This is a genomic window from Intrasporangium sp., assembly GCF_032907665.1.
Lineage (GTDB): Bacteria > Actinomycetota > Actinomycetes > Actinomycetales > Dermatophilaceae > Intrasporangium.
The window spans coordinates 1-16663 of record NZ_JAJJPG010000085.1 but is presented as its reverse complement, the minus strand read 5'-3'; the positions used below and the strand labels follow the sequence as shown (position 1 = coordinate 16663).

Genomic DNA, 16663 nt, shown 5'->3' with positions numbered 1-16663 from the left:
CCTCGGTCGGATGGTAATCTTGAGCACTGACCAGTCGTCCACCCGTGCAAGCGGGCGGGTGACGTGCAAGAGAAGCTCGCTTCCACCCGCGTCGGCCAGCAGGTCGCCGGGTTCCAGGTCTGCGTGGGTTGCGCCCTCTTCGGGAGGTGCGGCACCGCGCCGTATGTCGACGAGGCACCTCAGCGGCATACGACACCTTGGGCTCCTCGTGCACGCACGGGGGGCCTTTTCCTTTGCGGCCGGTCGACCAGCAACGTCACCCAGTCATCGAACTTAGGAGCACCACATCAGCGAGCCTCGCATCAACGAGCGCATCCGGGTCCCGGAAGTGCGCTTGGTTGGCCCCAATGGTGAGCAGGTCGGCATCGTGCGCGTCGAGGACGCGTTGCGTCTGGCTGAGGAGGCGAACCTCGACCTCGTCGAGGTGGCCCCGATGGCCAAGCCGCCGGTCGCCAAGCTCATGGACTTCGGCAAGTTCAAGTACGAAGCCGCCATGAAGGCACGGGAAGCGCGCAAGAACCAGGTCAACACCGTCATCAAGGAGATCAAGCTCCGTCCCAAGATCGACCCGCACGACTACGGCACCAAGCGGGGTCACGTCGAGCGGTTCCTCAAGGCCGGCGACAAGGTCAAGGTGACGATCATGTTCCGGGGGCGGGAGCAGTCCCGACCGGAGCTCGGGCGCCGCCTGCTCGAGCGCCTGGCCGAGGACATCGCCGAGCTCGGCTACGTCGAGTCGGCGCCGAAGCAGGACGGCCGCAACATGATCATGGTGATCGGGCCGACGAAGAAGAAGGCAGAGGCCAAGGCAGAGCAGCGCCGGGCCCGCGACCGCAGCGCGGAGGCCGCGCGCGGAGCAGGGTCGGACGAAGCAGCCACCGCGCCCGAGAGCTCAGCGGCAACCGCCGCGGAGTGACCGCCGCACCACAGACGTCCCACCCCGGTGGACCGCTCCGCGCGGCGCCACCCAGAGAGTCCACGTACGCCCTGTACGCCTGGCACGACACGAAGGAGATCGGCGACATGCCGAAGATGAAGACGCACAGCGGTGCGAAGAAGCGCTTCCGCCTCACGGGCAAGGGCAAGGTCATGCGCGAGCAGGCCGGCGGCCGTCACCTGCTCGAGCGCAAGTCGTCGAGGTACACGCGCCGGATCGCGAACGACGTCGAGGTCGCCCCCGCCGACGCCAAGAAGGTCAAGAAGCTCCTCGGCAAGTGAGCCGGGACGCCACCCCCACCAGCATCGCGCTGAGCAGCCGGGGCTCCCGGTCAGGCCAGCAGCACCGAAGTGTGTTCGAGTAACGAAGGAGTGTTCACGTGGCACGCGTGAAACGGGCAGTCAACGCCCACAAGAAGCGTCGGGTCGTCCTGGAGCGCGCGAGCGGCTACCGCGGCCAGCGGTCCCGGCTCTACCGCAAGGCGAAGGAGCAGGTCACCCACTCGCTCGGCTACGCCTACCGTGACCGTCGCGCGAAGAAGGGCGACTTCCGTCGCCTCTGGATCCAGCGGATCAACGCCGCTGCCCGCGCCAACGGCATGACCTACAACCGGTTCATGCAGGGCCTCAAGGCCGCCGGGGTCGAGGTCGACCGCAAGATCCTCGCCGACCTCGCCGTCAACGACGCGCCGGCCTTCGCCGCGCTCGTCGAGGTCTCCCGCGCCAACGTCCCCGCTGCGTCGGGTGCCACGGCCGGCGACGCCGCCTGAGCGACCCTCGAGCACGTCGAGCGCCGGGACATCCCGTGCTGACCAATCCGCGAGCCGATCGCGTCAAGTCAGTCCGGGCCCTGTCCCGGCGCTCGGTGCGTTCCCGCACGGGCGAGTTCCTCGCCGAGGGTCCTCAGGCCGTGCGCGAGGCGGTTCGCTTCGCCCCCGACGACGTGCGTGACGTCTACGTCACGCCGGAGGCCGCTGAGCGGCATACGGACATCGTCGATGCGGCTCGCGCGCGCCGGCTGTGGGTGCATGAGGTCACTCCCGAGGTGCTCGCGGCCATGTGCGATGCCGACCACCCCCAGGGCCTCGCAGCCGTATGCCGCTGGGCCGGGCCCGACCTCGACGCCGCGTTGGCTGCCCTCCCGCCCGATGCCATCGTGTGCGTCCTCACGAACGTCCGTGACCCGGGCAACGCCGGCACGGTCATCCGCGGCGCGGACGCGGCCGGGGCCGACCTCGTCGTCGTCAGCGACGCCAGCGTGGACGTCCGCAGCCCCAAGGTGGTCCGCTCCACCGTCGGCTCGCTGTGGCACCTCCCGGTCGTCACCGACGTGCCCATCCCGACGATCCTCGAGGCGCTCCGGGCGAGAGGCATCCGCCTCCTCGCCGCAGACGGCTCGGGGCAGACCCTCCTGCCCGACGCCGACCTGCAGGGCGCGCACGCGTGGGTCATGGGCAACGAGGCCTGGGGCCTGGCGCCCGAGGTGCGGGAAGCCTGCGACGAGGTCATCCGCGTCCCCATCCACGGGCACGCCGAGTCGCTCAACCTCGCGATGGCCGCGACCCTGTGCCTCTATGCCTCCGCGGAGGCCCGCCATCGGCAACGGTGACCCGTCGTCCCGCACGGCCCGCCGACGGGGAATCATGCTCGCATCTCCCACGGACCATGGGGCGTGGCTATCCTTCGCATCATGGGCTCCGGTGACGACGGCCACGTGGTGACCCTTCCGGCATCGCCGGAATCGGTCCAGGCCGCCTCCTCGCTCGCCGAGCTCCTGCCCGACGGGCTCGTCGTCGTCGGCGGCGACGGGATCATCCGCTTCGTCAACCGCGAGGCCTGCCGGATCCTCAGGCGAGCGTCCGAGGAGATGGTCGCGCGACCGGCGCTCGAGGCCCTCCCGCTCTCCGACAAGTACGGCCGCGACTGGTGGCAGCACACCGATCCGTGGACCGGGCCGAGCACGCGGACCCGACACCGCGAGCGGCTCCTCGTCGGACCCGACGGCAGGGACGTGCTCGTCACCGCCCGCTACATCCGCGCCGAGGGCAACGGCCGCCTCCAACGGATGCTCGTCGGCCTGCGCGATGCGGAGGCCCGCCTCCGCGCCGAGCGCGACCAGGCGACCGTCCTGTCGACCGTCGCCCACGAGCTGCGCGCTCCGCTGACGTCGGTGACCGGCTTCACGAGCAGCCTCCTGAGGCGCTGGGACCGCTTCACGGACGAGCAGAAGCGGCTCATGATCGAGACGATCGAGTCCGACGCGAGCCGCCTCACCCGGCTCATCACCGAGCTGCTCGACATCTCCAGGCTCGACTCCGACAGCCTCAGCCTGCGTCTCACGCCGGTTGACCTCCATGAGCTGCTCGCGGCTCACGTCGGCCGCCACGAGCTGAGCCGCACCGGCGGACAGGTGCTGCTGCGGCTGGGCCCGTCGGCGCAGGAGCACGGCCTGCCCGAGGTGTGGGCCGACACCGACCGACTGCAGCAGGTCTTCTTCAACCTCATCGAGAACGCGTTGCGGCACGGCGCGGCCCCGGTGACGGTGACCCTGGACCGCGACGCGCCCGACGGCGACACCGTCCTCGTCCTCGTCGACGACCGGGGGGCGGGGATCGCGCCGGAGGACCGCGACAAGGTCTTCGGGCGGTTCTGGCGCGGGTCCGACGGCGCCACCACGGGACTGGGCCTCTATGTCGTGCGGGGGCTGGTGGAGGCGCACGGTGGGTCGGTGTCGGTCGAGTCCAACCCCCTCGGCGGTGCGCGGTTCGCCGTCCGGCTGCCCGCCGGCGTCCCGGATGCCGTCGCGCTGCCCTGACCTGCTGCGTTGACCTGCTGCGCTGACCTGATGTCCTGACCCGGGGCTCTGACCTGCTGCCCTCACACGCGGCGTGACCCGCTGCCGGACAGGCTGCATCCGGCCTGGGTGGCCGCCCCTAGACTGGACCACGTCGCCGCCCCGCCGTCCCGAGCGAGGGCGGCCCGTCAGTGACCACCGCAGTAGCCACCGCAGTGCCCACAGTCACCACCGCTGTGACCCAGAGCAGCCCCGACCGAGAGCAGCGAACGCCGAGAGATGTCCGGACCCAACACGAACTATGACCCGGTCGAGGTGTCGGCCCTCGACCCGGAGAACGTCGAAGCCGCTGTCGAGCAGGCCCTGGCTGCCATCGCCGGCGCCGCCTCCCTCGAGGACCTCAAGGCGGTCCGCATCGCGCACCAGGGGGAGAAGAGTCCCCTGGCCCTCGCCAACCGTGAGATCGGGGCGCTGCCACCGAGTGCGAAGGCGGAGGCCGGCAAGCGCGTCGGTCAGGCCCGCGGCCGGGTCGGCGCGGCCATCGCTGCCCGCCAGGCCGCGCTCGAGGCCGAGCGGGACGAGCGGATCCTGGTCGAGGAGCGGGTCGACGTGACGGTTCCCGCGGTCCGCAGGCCCTTCGGGGCGCGGCACCCCATCGAGCTCGTGTCCCAGCGCCTCGTCGACGCCTTCGTCGGGATGGGCTGGGAGGTCGCCGAGGGCCCTGAGCTGGAGAGCGAGTGGCTCAACTTCGATGCCCTCAACCTGGGACCGGACCACCCGGCCCGCCAGATGCAGGACACCTTCTTCCTCGACCCGGTCGACTCGGGACTCGTCCTGCGCACGCACACGTCGCCGGTGCAGATCCGCACGATGCTGGAGAAGGACCCGCCCATCTACGTCGTCGCGCCGGGCAAGGTCTACCGCACCGACGACCTCGACGCCACGCACACTCCGGTCTTCCACCAGATCGAGTGCCTCGCGGTCGACAAGGGCCTGACGATGGCGCACCTGCGGGGGTCGATCGACGCCTTCGTCAAGATCATGTTCGGCGAGGACACCCAGACCCGCGTGCGCGCCTCGTACTTCCCCTTCACGGAGCCGTCGATGGAGACCGACTTCGTCTGTTTCGCGTGCCACGGCGCGGGCTCCGACGAGGGTGGTGGCCAGTGCCGGGTCTGCGGCGGATCCGGCTGGATCGAGCTCGGCGGGTCCGGCATGGTCAACCGGAAGGTCCTGCGGGCCTGCGGCGTCGACCCCGACGTCTACACCGGCTTTGCCTTCGGGCTCGGGATCGAGAGGGCGCTCATGCTCCGTCACGGGGTCCAGGGCATGCACGAGATGGTCGAGGGTGACGTGCGCTTCTCGCGTCAGTTCGGAATGGAGGTCTGAGATGCGGGCTCCCCTGAGCTGGCTTGCCGAGTACACCGACCTCGCCCCCGGTGCGACCGGTCTCGACGTCGCAGCGTCCCTCGTCTCCGTCGGTCTCGAGGAGGAGGACCTCCACGGTGGCGACATCACCGGGCCCCTCGTCGTCGGCCGTGTGCTCGACTTCGAGGAGACGATCCAGAAGAACGGCAAGCCGATCCGCTTCTGCGTCGTCGACGTCGGCGACAACGGACAGATGGTCACCGAGGGCAAGCACCAGGAGATCGTCTGCGGGGCCACGAACTTCGATGTCGGCGACCTCGTCGTCGTCGTCCTGCCCGGTGCGACCCTGCCCGGCGGCTTCCACATCACGGCCCGCAAGACGTATGGCCGCATGTCCAACGGGATGATCTGCGCCGAGGACGAGATCGGGATCGGCCACGACCACGCCGGCATCATCGTCCTGCCCCGACTGCTCGGCGAGGAGCACGTGGCCGACGTCAAGCCCGGCGACGACGCGATCGCACTCCTCGGGCTCGGCGAGGAGACCATCGAGGCCAACGTCACGCCCGACCGTGGCTACTGCTTCTCGATCCGCGGGCTCGCCCGCGAGTACTGGCACAGCCAGGGCAGTCCGCCCGGGGGCTTCCGGGACCCTGCCCTCATCGACACGCCTGCACCGAACGACTCCGGCCACCCCGTCGTGCTCCAGGACGACGCACCCCTGGACGGCGTCGTCGGGTGCGACCGGTTCGTCGCCAGGGTGGTGCGCGGAGTCGATGCCTCGGCGCCGTCGCCGTCGTGGATGCAGAAGCGGATCGCCCAGCTCGGCATGCGACCGATCTCGCTCGCCGTCGACGTCACCAACTACGTGATGATGGCCCTCGGCCAGCCGTTGCACGCCTACGACCTCGACCGCCTCGGTGGTCCGATCGTCGTGCGGCGCGCCCGGGTCGGGGAGACGCTGACGACGCTCGACGACGTGGAGCGCACGTTGGACCCGGAGGACCTGCTCATCACCGACGCGGGTGATGGTGGTGGCGAGACAGTCCTCGGAATGGCCGGTGTGATGGGTGGCGCCTCGTCCGAGGTGAGCGACACGACGACCAATGTCCTCATCGAGGCCGCGCACTTCGACCCGACCTCGGTGGCGCGGACCTCCCGGCGGCACAAGCTCGTCAGCGAGGCCTCGAAGCGCTTCGAGCGCGGGGTCGACCCGCGGATCCCCGCCGCTGCGGCCGAGCTCGCCGTCCGCCTGCTCGTCGAGCACGGCGGGGGGCAGGCCGACCCGGGGGTGACCGACGTCGACCGCACGACGAGCCGTTCGGCCTATCGCCTCGACGTGACGGAGCCGTCGCGGCTCGTCGGCGTCGACTACCCCCGGGAGCGGGTCATCCAGATCCTTCGGGACCTCGGGGCCGACGTCGCCGAGACCGACGACGAGCGCCGGGTCGACGTGACCCCTCCGTCCTGGCGCCCGGACCTCGCGGACGCGCCGGACTACGCGGAGGAGGTGGCGCGGATCGATGGCTACAACAACATCCCGTCGGTCACGCCGCGGCCGAGCGAGGGCCGTGGCCTGACGCACGGGCAGAAGACGAGGCGCGTGGTCGCCGATGCCCTGGCCGGCGCGGGCTACACAGAGGTGCTGAGCTACCCGTTCGTCGCCGAGGACCTGGCCGACCAGCTGATGCTGCCCGAGGACGACGACCGACGTCGCGCCGTGCGGCTCGCCAACCCGCTCTCCGAGGAGCGGCCGCTGCTGCGGACCTCGGTCCTCGCGAGCCTCGTCGACGTGCTCCGCCGCAACGTCTCCCGCGGCCACAAGGACGTCGCGCTCTACGAGGTCGGGCTCGTGTTCCGCCCCGGCGGTCCGCTGGGGCGGGCGCCGATCCCCAGCGTGTCGGGTCGCCCGTCGGACGACGAGCTCGAGCAGCTGTATGCCGCCGTGCCCGCCCAGCCGCGACGGGTGGGCATCCTCGCGACGGGGCTGATCGAGCAGTCCGGCTGGTGGGGCGATGGTCGATCGGCAGACTGGAGCGACATGGTGGCGGCCGTCCAAGCGGTCGCCGCCGCGCTCGTCGTCCCGGTCGTCGTGTCGGCGGACCCGAGTCACGCGCCGTGGCACCCGGGCCGGTGCGCTCGCATCACTCTCGCCGACGGCACGCTCGTCGGCCATGCGGGCGAGCTCCACCCGAAGGTGCTCACGGCCCTCGACCTGCCGCCCCGGACCGTGGCGGCGGAGTTCGACGTCGACGTCCTCACTCACGCGAGCGATCGGGCGGTCCAGGCGGCCCCGTTCTCGACCTTCCCGCCGGCCCTCACCGACATCGCCCTGCTCGTCCCGACGGACGTGGGCGCCGGCGACGTCGAGGCGGCGCTGCGATCGGGGGCGGGGGAGTCCCTCGAGTCCGTCACGCTCTTCGACGTCTACGCAGGCGAGCGGATCGAGCCGGGACACAAGTCGCTCGCCTACCGGCTCACGTTCCGGGCGGCCGACCGGACCCTGACGACCGAGGAGGTCAACGGCTACCGCGACGCTGCTGTCGCCTCCGCGGCTGCTGCCGTGGGCGCCGTCCAGCGCTGACCGGAATGCCCGCGCCCGACACACCCGACCCGACGAACCCGACCCGACGCGGGCCCGTCCCGCCCGCTCGAGGAGGATGCAGAAGTATGCATGACCGTGTATAGTCATGCATCGTGATCAGGGCAGCAGTCGCGGGGGCGAGCGGGTACGCCGGGGGAGAGATCCTCCGGCTCCTGCTCGCCCACCCGCACATCGAGATCGGCGCCGTGACGGCGGGCGGCAACGCGGGGGAGCTCCTCGGGAGCATCCATCCCCACCTGACCCCCTTGGCGGGACGACGCCTCGAGGACACGACGGCGGAGGTCCTCGCCGGGCACGACGTCGTCTTCCTCGCCCTGCCGCACGGTCACTCGGCCGACCTGGCCGCCCAGCTGTCCGACGAGGTCGTCGTCATCGACTGCGGCGCCGACTTCCGCCTCGAGTCGGCCGAGGCGTGGACGACGTTCTACGACACGCCCTACGCAGGCTCCTGGCCCTACGGCATGCCTGAGCTCACGGTCGCCGGCGAGAGCACCGGGAAGCAGCGGAGCAGGCTGGCAGGAGCCCGGCGGATCGCGGTGCCCGGCTGCTATCCGACGGCGGTCTCCCTTGCCCTGGCCCCCGGGCTCGCCGAGGGAGCCATCGCACCTGAGGACATCGTCGTCGTCGCGGCCTCGGGGACGTCCGGGGCCGGCAAGGGCCTCAAGCCGCACCTGCTCGGCAGCGAGGTGATGGGCTCGATGTCGCCCTACGGCGTCGGCGGAGTGCACCGGCACACGCCGGAGATCGAGCAGAACCTCAGCCTGGCCGCCGGCACGCCGGTGACCGTCTCGTTCACCCCGACCCTGGCCCCGATGGCGCGAGGCATCCTCGCCACGTGCACCGGCAGGGTCGCCCACGGGACCGATGCCGGCACGGTGCGTTCGGTCTGGGAGCAGGCCTACGCCGACGAGCCGTTCGTCCACCTCCTGCCCGAGGGCCAGTGGCCGCGGACGGCCGACGTGCTCGGCAGCAACACCGTCCACGTCCAGGTCACCGTCGACGAGCGGGTCGGTCGGGTGGTCGTGGTCGCCGCCGTCGACAACCTCACCAAGGGCACGGCTGGAGCAGCCGTCCAGAGCGCGAACCTCGCCCTCGGCCTCGACGAGACCACCGGTCTGCCGCTCGCGGGGGTGGCGCCGTGAGCCCCCGGGTCCAGCTGCCGCGCGGCTTCCGGGCTGCCGGCGTGACGGCCGGGCTCAAGGGCAGCGGCCGGCCGGATGTCGCACTCGTCGTCAACGACGGCCCCGACCACGTCGGCGCGGCCGTGTTCACGACCAACCGCGTCGAGGCGGCACCGGTGACGTGGTCCCGCCAGGTGGTCACTGACGGACGCGTCGACGCGGTCGTCCTCAACTCCGGTGGCGCAAACGCGTGCACCGGTCCCCAGGGATTCGCCGACACGCACCGCACGGCCGAGCACACTGCCGAGGTCCTCGGCATCTCGTCCGGTGACGTCGTCGTCTGCTCCACAGGCCTCATCGGAGAGCTCCTGCCGATGGACCGCCTCCTCGACGGCGTGACGGCGGCAGCGGGATCGCTGGCTCCTGAGGGCCTCGAGGCGGCGGCGGTGGCGATCATGACGACGGACACCGTCCACAAGGTCGCCGCGCACACCGGCGACGGGTGGTCCGTCTCCGGGATGGCCAAGGGAGCGGGGATGCTGGCCCCCGCGCTGGCGACGATGCTCGTCGTCCTCGCCACCGACGCCGTCGTCACCGGCCCCGACCTCGACGCAGCGCTGCGGGCCGCGACGTCGGTGACCTTCGACCGGATCGACTCGGACGCCTGCATGTCGACCAACGACACCGTCGTCGCGCTGGCGTCGGGAGCGTCGGGCGTCACGGTCGAGCGCGCTGCCCTGACGGAAGCCCTGACCGGCGTGTGCTCGAGCCTGGCCCGGCAGCTCATCGCCGACGCCGAGGGAGCCGCCCACGACATCGCCATCGAGGTGCGCGGCGCTGCCTCGGTCGACGACGCCCTCGAGGTGGCCAGGTCGGTGGCCCGCAACAACCTCTTCAAGTGCGCGGTCTTCGGCAACGACCCCAACTGGGGACGGGTGCTCGCGGCGGTCGGGACCACCCGCGCCGCCTTCGACCCGTCACAGCTCGACGTCGCCATGAACGGCGTCCAGGTCTGCCGGGCGGGCGGCGTCGGCGAGGACCGGTCCCTTGTCGACCTCAGTCCGCGGGAGGTCCACGTCCTCGTCGACCTCCACGTGGGGGACGAGACCGCCACCGTGTGGACCAACGACCTCACCCACGACTACGTCCACGAGAACTCGGCCTACAGCACATGACACCTCCTTCGCACCAGAGCCTGAGAGGCCTCATCGACGCGGCGGCCATCCGGGTCGCTGCCGGCAAGGCCGCGACCCTCGTCGAGGCCCTGCCGTGGCTCGAGCGCTTCCGCGGCGCGCTGGTCGTCGTCAAGTACGGCGGCAACGCGATGGTCGACGACCAGCTCAAGCGGGCGTTCGCCCAGGACATCGCCTTCCTCCGCTACGCGGGCCTGCGTCCCGTCGTCGTCCATGGCGGGGGCCCCCAGATCAAGGCGATGCTCGGTCGCCTCGGCCTCGACAGCGAGTTCAAGGGCGGCCTCCGGGTCACGACACCCGAGGTGATGGACGTCGTCCGGATGGTCCTCACGGGCCAGGTGGGGCGTGAGCTCGTCGGGCTCCTCAACCAGCACGGACCGATCGCCGTTGGGCTGTCCGGCGAGGACGCCCACCTGCTCGGGGCCCGCAGGCGCGGCACCGTCGTCGACGGGGAGCTCGTGGACCTCGGCCTCGTCGGGGACGTCGAGAGCGTCAACCCGTCGGCCGTCCTCGACATCCTCGCCGCCGGACGGGTCCCCGTCGTCTCGACCATCGCCCCGGACCTCGACGTCGACGGCCAGGTCCTCAACGTCAACGCCGACACCGCCGCCGCCGCCCTGGCGGTCGCGCTCGACGCGGAGAAGCTCGTCGTGCTCACCGACGTCGAGGGCATCTACGCCGACTGGCCCGACCGAGCCTCGCTCCTGTCGTCCATCGAGGTCTCCGCCGCCAAGGAGCTGCTCGCGCGCGTGGACGAGGGCATGGTGCCCAAGCTCGAGGCCTGCATCCGCGCGGTCGAGGGCGGGGTGCCGCAGACCCACGTCGTCGACGGCCGCCAGCCGCACTCGATCCTCCTCGAGGTCTTCACCGACGAGGGCATCGGCACCATGGTGCTCCCGGACGAGGAGGGTGCAGCGTGACCACCAGCACCGACCTCATGCACCGCTACGCCGGGGCGATGGTCCAGGTCTTCGGGCAGCCGCAGCTCGTGCTCGCCTCCGGCCACGGCTGCTGGGTGACCGATGTCGACGGCAAGCGCTATCTCGACCTCCTCTCGGGGATCGCCGTCAACGCCCTCGGCCACGGCCATCCCGCGCTCGTCCAGGCCGTCGCGAAGCAGGCCGAGCAGGCCATCCACATCAGCAACTTCTTCACGTCCGAGCCGGCCATCCTGCTCGCCGAACGGCTCCTCACGCTCTCCGCGGCCCCCGGTGGGTCGGGCGTCTTCTTCGCCAACTCCGGCACCGAGGCGATCGAGGCCGCGATCAAGCTGTCGCGCCGCACCGGCAGGACCCGCATCGTCGCCCTCGAGGGCTCCTTCCACGGCCGGTCGACGGGCGCGCTCGCCCTGACCCACAAGGCGGCCTACCGGGAGCCCTTCGAGCCGCTCATCCCCGACGTCGTCTTCGTGCCCCCGGGCGACGAGGCGGCCCTGCGCGCCGCGGTCGACGACACGACGGCGGCCCTCTTCGTCGAGCCGATCCAGGGTGAGGCCGGCGTCCGCGAGCTGCCGGCGGACTACCTGCGCCTGGCCCGCGACCTCACCTCCCGGCACGGGGCACTCCTCGTCCTCGACGAGATCCAGACCGGCATCGGCCGCACCGGACACTGGTTCGCGCACCAGGCCGCCGAGATCGTGCCCGACGCGATGACCCTCGCCAAGGGCCTCGCCGGAGGCGTGCCCATCGGTGCCCTCGTCACCTTCGGCGGTGACGTCACGGGTCTGCTCGCGGCCGGCCAGCACGGCACGACCTTCGGCGGCAACCCCCTCGCCTGCGCGGCCGGGCTCGCCGTCCTCGACACCATCGAGCGCGAGGACCTGCTCGGCAACGCCCGGCGCGTCGGATCGATCCTCGACGACCTCGACGTCCCCGGGGTCTCGGCCACGCGCGGACGCGGCCTGCTGCGCGCGATCGAGCTCAGCGGCATACCCGCACCTGCGGCGATGGCCGCCGCGCGGGAGGCCGGTTTCATCGTCAACGCCGTCACTCCGACGGCCCTGCGCCTCGCGCCACCGCTCATCCTCACCGACGACGAGCTCGGCAGCTTCGTCGACGCCCTGCCGGCGATCCTCGAGAGCGCACGGGAGCACGCGTGAGCCGCACCCAGCGCCAGGCCCGCATCCTCGAGCTCCTCGAGCAGCACGAGGTGAGGAGCCAGGGCGAGCTGTCGGACCTCCTCGGTGCGGAGGGGATCGAGGTGACCCAGGCGACGCTGTCCCGGGACCTCGTCGAGGTGGGCGCGGTCAAGGTGCGCCGGGGCCGCTCCCTCGTCTACGCCGTCCCGGGGGAGGGGCGCGACGTAGCCGCCACCGGGTCCATCGGGGACGACGCGAGCGCCCGGTTGCGCCGCACCTGCGAGGAGCTGCTCGTCTCCGCCACGCCCGCGCAGAACCTCGTCGTCCTGCGCACGCCGCCGGGTGCCGCGAACTACCTCGCGTCCGCGATCGACCAGACCCGCGACCCCGACGTCGTCGGCACGCTCGCCGGCGACGACACGATCATGCTCGTCGCCGCCTCCAGTGCGCAGGCTGCGAGGATCGCCACGCGGCTCCAGAGCCTCGTCGGCTCCCAGGACTGACCGCCCCCGACCTGCACAAGGAGAACTCGATGAGCACCGATGCGCCGCAGCCCGCCGAGCGGGTGAGCCTCTGGGGCGGTCGTTTTGCGAGCGGCCCCGACGAGGCCCTCGCGGCCCTCTCCAAGAGCACCCACTTCGACTGGCGGTTGGCGAAGCAGGACATCGCCGGGTCCCGCGCACACGCGCGAGTGCTGTATGCCGCTGGGCTCCTCTCCGCCGAAGAGCTCGCCGGGATGCTGGCCGGGTTGGACCGCCTCGAGGCCGACGTGCGGTCCGGCGCCTTCGTCCCCGCCGAGGAGGACGAGGACGTCCACACGGCGCTCGAGCGCGGCCTCATCGACCGGATCGGCGCGGACCTCGGCGGGCGACTGCGTGCCGGACGGTCCCGCAACGACCAGGTGGCCACTCTCTTCCGGATGTACCTGCGCGAGCACGCCCGTGTTGTGGGCGGCCTCGTGCTCGACGTCGTCGAGGCCCTGATCGGCCAGGCGGACGAGCACCTCGGGGTCGCGATGCCGGGCCGCACGCACCTGCAGCACGCCCAGCCCGTCCTCCTGTCGCACCACCTGCTCGCCCACGTCTGGGCCCTGCTGCGCGACGTGGACCGTCTCGGCGACTGGGACGGCCGGGCCGACGCCTCGCCGTACGGCTCCGGCGCCCTGGCGGGTTCCTCGCTGGGGCTCGACCCGGAGGTCGTCGCGAGGGAGCTCGGCTTCGCCCGGGCGGTCGAGAACTCGATCGACGGGACCGCCTCGCGGGACTTCGTCGCGGAGTTCGCCTTCGTCTGCGCGATGACCGCCGTCGACATCTCGCGGATCGCCGAGGAGGTCGTCATCTGGGCGACCAAGGAGTTCTCCTTCGTCACGCTCGACGACGCCTACTCGACGGGGTCGAGCATCATGCCGCAGAAGAAGAACCCCGACGTCGCCGAGCTCGCCCGCGGCAAGGCCGGCCGGCTCGTCGGCGACCTCGCCGGCCTGCTCACGACCCTCAAGGCGCTGCCGCTCGCGTACAACCGGGACCTCCAGGAGGACAAGGAGCCGGTCTTCGACGCGATCGACACGCTGGAGGTCCTGCTGCCCGCGTTCTCGGGGATGGTCGCGACGATGCGCTTCGACGCCGAGCGCCTCGCCTCCCTGGCGCCGCAGGGCTTCGCCCTCGCGACCGACATCGCCGAGTGGCTCGTGCGCGAGGGGGTGCCGTTCCGCGTGGCGCACGAGGTCGCGGGCGCCTGCGTCCGCGAGTGCGAGGGACGCGGGATCGAGCTGTGGGACCTCTCGGATGCGGACTTCGCCCGGATCAGCGAGCACCTGACGCCCGACATCCGAAGCGTCCTGTCGGTGGAGGGCTCGCTCGCGTCGCGCGACGCCGTCGGCGGGACCGCCCCCGCCCGGGTCCGTGAGCAGCTCGCGGCCGCCAAGGAGGCGCTCGCGCGGGCACGGTCGTGGGTCGGCGGTAGCGTCTGACGGCGTGACCAGCCGATCCTCCGCTGACCGCCTGCCCCGGTCGTTCTTCGCACGCCCCGTCCTCGAGGTCGCGCCGGAGCTGCTCGGCTGCACCGTGCACCATGCCGGGGTCACGGTCCGGCTGACCGAGGTCGAGGCCTACGCGGGCCAGATCGATCCCGGGTCCCACGCCTACCGCGGTCCGACGCCGCGCACCCGGGTCATGTTCGGTCCCGCAGGGTTCCTCTACGTGTACTTCACCTACGGTCACCACTGGTGCGCGAACCTCGTCGTGGGCGACGAGGGCAGCGCGTCGGCCGTGCTGCTCCGTGGCGGGGAGGTCGTCGACGGCCACGACCTCGCGCGCGAGCGCCGTCCCGGGGTGGCCGAGCGCGACTGGGCTCGCGGACCGGGCCGGATGGGCCAGGTGCTGGCGCTCGGTCGGGACGAGACAGACCGCGACTTCTGCCGCCCCCCGATCGGTGAGCCGGTCGAGCTCGTCGTGACGGGGCCCGAGGACGACCTCGACCCGGGACGGGTCCGGACGGGCCCGCGGGTCGGCGTGAGTGGCCCGGGTGGCGACGGGTCCGCCTACCCATGGCGGTTCTGGCTCGACGGTGACCCGACGGTGTCGGCGTACCGGCCCGGCGTCGTCCGCAGCCGTCGACCGAAGGCGTGACCGCCCGCACGCTTCGGCGCGACCCAGCCCAGCGGCATACGGCCGATCCTGCTCTCACTGGATGGGGCACCTCGGCCGTGATGTGGGACGACAGCCAACCCATTGGCTCGCCCGGCCTGGCGTAGGGCACGCTGTGACCTGCGGGCGCGCATCCCGCGCGACCCATGGACCGAGAGGACACCGATACCCGTGACCGACATCTTCGACGAGCTGCAGTGGCGCGGCCTGGTGGCACAGACCACCGACGAGGCGGCGCTGCGCGAGGCACTCGCGGAGGGACCGATCACGCTGTATTGCGGCTTCGACCCGACGGCCCCGTCGCTGCACTTCGGCAACCTCGTCCAGCTCGTCGTGCTCCGGCTCTTCCAGCGGGCCGGCCACCGGGTCATCTGTCTCGTGGGTGGCTCCACGGGTCAGATCGGCGACCCCAGGCCGACGTCGGAGCGGATCCTCAAGACGAAGGAGCAGACCGCGGCGAACGTCGCCCGGATCAAGGCCCTCGTCCAGCCGTTCCTCGACTTCGAGGGCGACAACCCCGCCCTGCTCGTCGACAACCTCGACTGGACCGCGGAGCTGACCGCGCTCGACTTCCTCCGCGACGTCGGCAAGCACTTCCGGGTCAACCAGATGGTCAAGAAGGAAGCGATCGCCGCGCGCCTGGAGAGCCAGGAGGGCATCTCGTACACCGAGTTCAGCTACCAGCTGCTCCAGGCGCTCGACTACCGGCACCTGTTCCGCACCTACGGGTGCACCCTCCAGACCGGTGGCAGCGACCAGTGGGGCAACCTCACCGCAGGCGTGGACCTCATCCACCGATCCGACGGGGCCTCGGTGCACTGCTTCACGACGCCGCTGCTCGTCGACGCGGCGGGCAACAAGTTCGGCAAGTCGGAGGGCAACGCCGTCTGGCTCTCCGCCGACATGACCAGCCCGTACGCCTTCTACCAGTACTTCCTCAACGTCGAGGATGCGTCGGTCGTGACGATGCTCAAGGTCTTCACCGACCGGACCAGGGACGAGATCGCCGAGCTCGAGCGGCAGGTCAAGGAGGAGCCGTTCCGCCGGGCCGCGCAGCGGACCCTCGCTGCCGACATCACGACCCTGGTGCACGGTTCGGAGGCGACCACCTCGGTCCAGGCGGCGAGTGAGGCGCTCTTCGGCAAGGGCGAGCTGGGTGGGCTCGATGCCGCCACGCTCGTCGACGCCACGGCGGAGCTGCCGGGGGCCGACGTCGCAGCGGGCACGGGGTTCGTCGACGCCATGGTCGCGACCGGGCTCGTCGAGTCGCGCAACGCGGCACGGCGCACCATCGGCGAGGGGGGCGCCTCGCTCAACAACGTCAAGGTGACGGACCCCGAACGGGTGCTGGGCGAGGACGACTTCCTCCATGGCAGGGTCGCCATCCTCAAACGAGGTCGCAAGAGTCTGGCGGCGGCGCGCCGGGCCTGAGCAGCGCGCTGCGGACGGCGTGCGGAGATCTCGTGCGGCCCCGGATGCCCGTGTGGGCGTCCGGGAACGGTTCCACGCGTCGACCTGCGCGGGGGCCCGGAGGCAGAGGCAGAGCGGCAGCGCAGGGCTGGGATCGGGCTGGGATCGGGCCGGCATCGGGCTGGGATCGCCTCCAGCGTGGGGCTATTGGGGGGATTTGGCATTCGCGGGGGTCCCGGGCTAATCTTCTCTTCGTCAGCCCGACAGGGAGGAACGGACGCCACGGCGTCGGCGAGCGATCGTCGAGCGAAGTAGGCCGGTCCCGGGGCAGACATCCCACGATCGAGACCCACACTGTGGTGCTCTCGGCTGCGGGTCTCGCAGAGACAATGCGGGGCTGACTCGACCGCCACCACGGCGGGCCCACGAGTTTGACCCCGAAGGTGGATGCGAGTAAATTTGAAGGGTTGCCCCGGATGCTGGCCTGGTTGGGTTGGTTGATGGTGTGTGTCCG

Annotated in this window: 16 protein-coding genes; 15 read left to right on the top strand and 1 reads right to left on the bottom strand. The window is 71.6% G+C overall.

Annotated features, from left to right (window positions below; translation table 11 throughout):
* On the bottom strand, window positions 1-189 hold a 189-nt coding region (locus LOY02_RS12950; protein ID WP_317182773.1), incomplete at its 3' end, for a hypothetical protein.
* A gap of 97 nt (window positions 190-286) precedes the next feature.
* Between LOY02_RS12950 and infC the strand changes: the two genes are divergently transcribed.
* The 15 genes from infC (at window position 287) to tyrS (ending at window position 16170) form a co-directional block, all read left to right on the top strand.
* Window positions 287-916, top strand: a complete 630-nt coding sequence (infC, locus tag LOY02_RS12945; protein WP_317182774.1) for a translation initiation factor IF-3 — start codon at window positions 287-289, stop codon at window positions 914-916.
* A 107-nt stretch (window positions 917-1023) separates the two neighbouring features.
* Window positions 1024-1218 (top strand): 50S ribosomal protein L35, encoded by a 195-nt coding sequence (gene rpmI, locus LOY02_RS12940; RefSeq protein ID WP_034719222.1) that lies wholly within the window; start codon window positions 1024-1026, stop codon window positions 1216-1218.
* A 98-nt stretch (window positions 1219-1316) separates the two neighbouring features.
* Window positions 1317-1706, top strand: a complete 390-nt coding sequence (rplT, locus tag LOY02_RS12935) for a 50S ribosomal protein L20 (protein ID WP_317182772.1) — start codon at window positions 1317-1319, stop codon at window positions 1704-1706.
* 35 nt (window positions 1707-1741) lie between these two features.
* A complete protein-coding gene (locus LOY02_RS12930; RefSeq protein WP_317182771.1) occupies window positions 1742-2545 on the top strand; it encodes an RNA methyltransferase in 804 nt (267 codons plus the stop codon).
* An 81-nt stretch (window positions 2546-2626) separates the two neighbouring features.
* Window positions 2627-3751 (top strand): ATP-binding protein, encoded by a 1125-nt coding sequence (locus LOY02_RS12925; protein ID WP_317182770.1) that lies wholly within the window; start codon window positions 2627-2629, stop codon window positions 3749-3751.
* Window positions 3752-4009: 258 nt separating this feature from the next.
* Window positions 4010-5119 (top strand): phenylalanine--tRNA ligase subunit alpha, encoded by a 1110-nt coding sequence (gene pheS, locus LOY02_RS12920; protein ID WP_317182769.1) that lies wholly within the window; start codon window positions 4010-4012, stop codon window positions 5117-5119.
* 1 nt (window position 5120) lies between these two features.
* Entirely contained in the window at window positions 5121-7682 is a 2562-nt protein-coding gene (gene pheT, locus LOY02_RS12915; protein WP_317182768.1) for a phenylalanine--tRNA ligase subunit beta, read from the top strand.
* A 113-nt stretch (window positions 7683-7795) separates the two neighbouring features.
* On the top strand, window positions 7796-8845 hold the full coding sequence (argC, locus tag LOY02_RS12910; protein ID WP_317182767.1) for an N-acetyl-gamma-glutamyl-phosphate reductase: 1050 nt from the start codon (window positions 7796-7798) through the stop codon (window positions 8843-8845).
* Window positions 8842-9999, top strand: coding sequence for a bifunctional glutamate N-acetyltransferase/amino-acid acetyltransferase ArgJ (gene argJ, locus LOY02_RS12905; RefSeq protein WP_317182766.1), 1158 nt, complete (start codon window positions 8842-8844; stop codon window positions 9997-9999). The genes argC and argJ overlap by 4 nt, the downstream gene beginning before the upstream one ends.
* Window positions 9996-10937, top strand: coding sequence for an acetylglutamate kinase (argB, locus tag LOY02_RS12900; protein ID WP_317182765.1), 942 nt, complete (start codon window positions 9996-9998; stop codon window positions 10935-10937). Before argJ ends, argB begins: the two co-directional genes overlap by 4 nt.
* A complete protein-coding gene (locus LOY02_RS12895) occupies window positions 10934-12115 on the top strand; it encodes an acetylornithine transaminase (RefSeq protein WP_317182764.1) in 1182 nt (393 codons plus the stop codon). Before argB ends, LOY02_RS12895 begins: the two co-directional genes overlap by 4 nt.
* The gene (gene argR / locus LOY02_RS12890; RefSeq protein WP_317182763.1) at window positions 12112-12597 is read left to right on the top strand and encodes an arginine repressor; all 486 of its coding nucleotides are present in this window, start codon (window positions 12112-12114) and stop codon (window positions 12595-12597) included. The genes LOY02_RS12895 and argR overlap by 4 nt, the downstream gene beginning before the upstream one ends.
* A 29-nt stretch (window positions 12598-12626) precedes the next feature.
* Complete coding sequence (gene argH / locus LOY02_RS12885; protein WP_317182762.1) at window positions 12627-14063, top strand: argininosuccinate lyase; 1437 nt, start codon at window positions 12627-12629, stop codon at window positions 14061-14063.
* A gap of 4 nt (window positions 14064-14067) precedes the next feature.
* A complete protein-coding gene (locus LOY02_RS12880; RefSeq protein WP_317182761.1) occupies window positions 14068-14721 on the top strand; it encodes a DNA-3-methyladenine glycosylase in 654 nt (217 codons plus the stop codon).
* A 189-nt stretch (window positions 14722-14910) separates the two neighbouring features.
* Window positions 14911-16170 (top strand): tyrosine--tRNA ligase, encoded by a 1260-nt coding sequence (gene tyrS, locus LOY02_RS12875; RefSeq protein ID WP_317182760.1) that lies wholly within the window; start codon window positions 14911-14913, stop codon window positions 16168-16170.
* Window positions 16171-16663 lie beyond the last annotated feature (493 nt).